Raw genomic sequence first — 3,539 nt, 5'->3', positions numbered from 1 at the left:
GCCCGCAGCAGCGCCGCCGGATCGGCCCCGTCGGCGCGGAGCGCGGCCTGCCCGGCCAGCCGATCGACCCGGTCCAGCTCGGGCAGCGCACCGGGCGGCCGACGCAGCCAGTCGGCGTACGTGGTGACCCGGGCCAGCGCCCGGACCGCCTCTTCCACACTCGGGTACGCCGGCACCCCGGCGGGCACCCGCCCGGCCAGGAAGGTCGCCACCACCGGCTTGCCGGCGGCCAGCGCGTCGGGCAGGGCCGCGGTGAAGTCGGTCTCCGGGTCGGCGAGCTGACCGGGCAGCGGTGGGGCGAAGACCGCCACCACCGCGTCGACGCCCTCGTCGGTCGCGGAGGCGACGAGCGCGGCGGCGTACTCGGCGGCGGTGGCGCGCGGCCCGACGTCCCGGGGGTAGCCGTCGGCCACGGTGAGCCCTTGAGCCGCGCAGGCGGTGGCGGCCAGCCCGGTCAGCGCCGACGAGTTGCCCACCACGGCGACCCGGTGGCCGGCGGGCAGCGGCTGGTGGGCCAGGAGCACGCCGACGTCGAGCAGTTCGGCGACGGTGTCCACCCGGATCACCCCGGACTGGGCGAAGAGCGCGCTGACCGCGGCGGCGTCCAGGGCCGGCCCATCGCCGACACCCGGCGGGCGGGCCAGCGAGGCGAGCGCCACCACCGGCTTGCTGCGGCCGATCCACCGGGCCAGCCGGGCGAACTTGCGCGGGTTGCCGAAGGTCTCCAGGTAGAGCGTGATGACGTCGGTGGCCGGATCGTCCTGCCAGTACTGGAGCAGGTCGTTGCCGGAGACGTCGGCCCGGTTGCCGGCCGAGACGAAGCTGGACAGGCCCAGACCGCGCCGGGACGCCTCGGCGAGCAGGGCCACCCCGAACGCGCCGGACTGGCTGAAAATGCCCACCCGGCCGGGCGCGGGCAGGACGGGAGCGAGGGTGGCGTTGAGGCGCACCTTCTCGTCGGTGTTGGCGACGCCCAGGCAGTTCGGCCCGACCACCCGCATGCCGGCCAGGTGCGCGGCACGCACCAGGGACCGCTGCAGCGCCGCGCCCTGCGGGCCGGCCTCGGCGAACCCGGCCGAGATCACCACCAGCCCGTGCGCGCCGGCCTTCGCGGCGTCGGCGACCACCTCGGTCGCCGTCTCCGGGGCGACCGCCACCACGGCCAGGTCGATGTCGAGCCCGGCGTCGGCGGCCGACGGGTACGCCCGCAGCCCGGCCACCGTGGCTGCGGTGGGGTGCACCGGCACGATCGCGCCGGTGAAGCCGCCGTCGCGTAGGTGCCCGAGCACCGCCGCGCCGACGCCCTGCCCGGTGGCGCTGGCCCCGTAGACGGCGATGCCACGCGGGGCGAGCAGCCGGGCGATCGAGCGGGCCTCGGTGCGATGCTCCCGGCCGCGCTGCACCTCCAGGGTCGTCTCGGTGGGGGCGATCGGGAAGCTCAGGTGCACCACACCGTCGGCGAACTGGCGCTGCACCTGGTAGCCGAAGTCGGAGAAGACCCGCAGCATCGCCCCGTTGGCCGGGAGCACCTCGGCGACGAAGTGCACGATGCCGAACCGGCGGGCCGTGTCGGCCAGGTGCTCCAGCAGCACCGAGCCGATGCCCCGGCCCTGGTAGGAGTCCTCCACCACGAAGGCCACCTCGGCCTCCGGGGACTGCGGGCCGAGCCGCTCGTACCGGCCGACGGCGACGATCCGGTCGCCGGCCAGGATCACGAACGCCTCCCGGTCCCGGTGGTCGACCGTGACGAAGCGTTGCAGGTCCCGCTCGGGAATGCGCGGGTACGGCGAGAAGTAGCGTAGGTAGCGGGTGCGCTCGGAGAAGCGCGAGTGCATCGCCACGATCGCCGGGGCGTCCTCCGGACGGATCTGTCGCAGCTGGACGGTCGTACCGTCGCTGAGCAGCACGTCCACGGGTTGCTCGACAGTGGTCACCGGTCGGTCCTCCCCTACCACCGGGTCAGTCGCGCGGATCGTGCGGGTCGAGCCCGAGCAGCGGGAAGACCGACTTCCGGGTGGCCGCGATGGCGCGGTCCACCGCGCTCGGCTCCCCGGTCGGCTGCCAAGGCTCGTACGACGGGTCGACGTCGTCAGTCATTCGCAGCGGCACCTCGCGGCCCGGTCGCCGCTCGGCGGCCAGCTCCCGCCAGCGGGGCGGGGTGAGCGTCGCCGGGTCGACCGGCTCACCGGTGGCGATGGCGAGCAGGTGGGTCCAGGCCCTCGGCACCACCTCGACCAGCGCGTACCCGCCACCGCCGGTGGCCACCCAGCGGCCGTCGCAGAGCTCGTCGGCGAGCGCCCGCAGCGCCAGGTAGGTGGCGCGCTGCCCGTCGACGGAGAGGCGCAGGTCGGCCAGCGGGTCCTGCCGGTGGCCGTCGGCGCCGCACTGGGTGAAGAGCAGCTGGGGGCGGAACGCCCGCAGCACCGAGGGCACGACCGCGTGGAAGGCCCGCTGCCAGCCGGCGTCGCCGATGCCCGGCGGCAGCGGCAGGTTGACCGCGCTCCCCTCGGCACCCGGCCCACCGGTCTCGTCGGGGAACCCGGTGCCGGGGAAGAGCGCGAGCGGGGTCTCGTGCAGGCTGATCGTGAGCACCCGTGGGTCGTCGTAGAAGATCTGCTGCACGCCGTCGCCGTGGTGCACGTCGACGTCCACGTACGCGATCCGCTCCGCGCCGAGGTCGAGCAGGCGGGCGATGGCCACCGCGGGGTCGTTGTAGACGCAGAACCCGGAGGCCCGAGCCGGCATCGCGTGGTGCAGACCCCCGGCGACGTTGACCGCCCGGCGCGCGTCGCCGCGCCAGACGGCCTCGGCGGCGGCCACGCTGGCCCCGGCGACCAGCGCGCTGGACTCGTGCATCCCCTCGAAGACGGGATTGTCCGCCGTGCCGAGGCCGTAGCCGGTGAAGAACGGGTCGCCGGGCGCGGCCCGCACCGCGTCGAGGTAGCCGGCGTCGTGCACCCGGGTCAGCAGCGCGTCGTCGGCCGGCTCCGGCTTCACCAGGCGTACCCCGGGCCGGTCGAGCACGCCGAGCTCGCGGGCGAGCGCGATGGTCAGCTCCACCCGGACCGGGTCGAGGGGATGGTCACCCATGTCGTAGGCGAGCAGGGCTTCGTCCCACACCACCACCGTGTCGTCGGCCATGGGGTCATCGTCGCACGAGGGCCGGTGACCGCCCACCGCACGCGTTGATCAGCCCGCGGGCGCCTCCCCGGTGGCCACCGGACGGCCCGGGTCGGCGACCCAGTTGCTCCACGAGCCGACGTAGAGCGCGGCGTCCGGCCGGCCGGCCAGGTGGAGCGCGAGGACCGTCTGCGCGGCGGTCACCCCGGAGCCGCAGTACGCCCCGACCGGCGCGGCCTCGGCCACGCCCGCCGCGGCGAACCGCTCCCGCAGCGCGTCGGCGGTGGGGAACCGGCCCTCGGCGACGTACTCGGGGGCGGGGAGGTTGACCGCGCCCGGCACGTGCCCGGCGACCGGGTCGATCGGCTCGGTCTCGCCCCGGTAGCGGGGTGCGGCCCGCACGTCGAGCAGCACTCCCT

3 protein-coding genes are annotated in these 3,539 nt (G+C 75.8%); all 3 read right to left on the bottom strand.

What is annotated here, in order from left to right:
* The coding region (locus DKL51_RS14135) for a GNAT family N-acetyltransferase (RefSeq protein ID WP_124812134.1) at nucleotides 1–1,934 on the bottom strand (1,934 nt) is incomplete at its 3' end.
* Nucleotides 1,935–1,959: 25 nt separating this feature from the next.
* Nucleotides 1,960–3,141: an acetoin utilization protein AcuC gene (locus DKL51_RS14130; protein WP_109942812.1), complete on the bottom strand. Its 1,182-nt coding sequence runs from the start codon at nucleotides 3,139–3,141 to the stop codon at nucleotides 1,960–1,962.
* 48 nt (nucleotides 3,142–3,189) lie between these two features.
* Nucleotides 3,190–3,539 (bottom strand): sulfurtransferase (locus DKL51_RS14125; RefSeq protein ID WP_260428480.1); only part of this gene is annotated, 350 nt, incomplete at its 5' end.

The sequence above is a fragment of the Micromonospora globispora genome, from assembly GCF_003857015.1.
In the GTDB taxonomy this organism is placed as follows: domain Bacteria; phylum Actinomycetota; class Actinomycetes; order Mycobacteriales; family Micromonosporaceae; genus Micromonospora; species Micromonospora globispora.
This window is presented reverse-complemented; position numbering and strand designations above follow the sequence as displayed.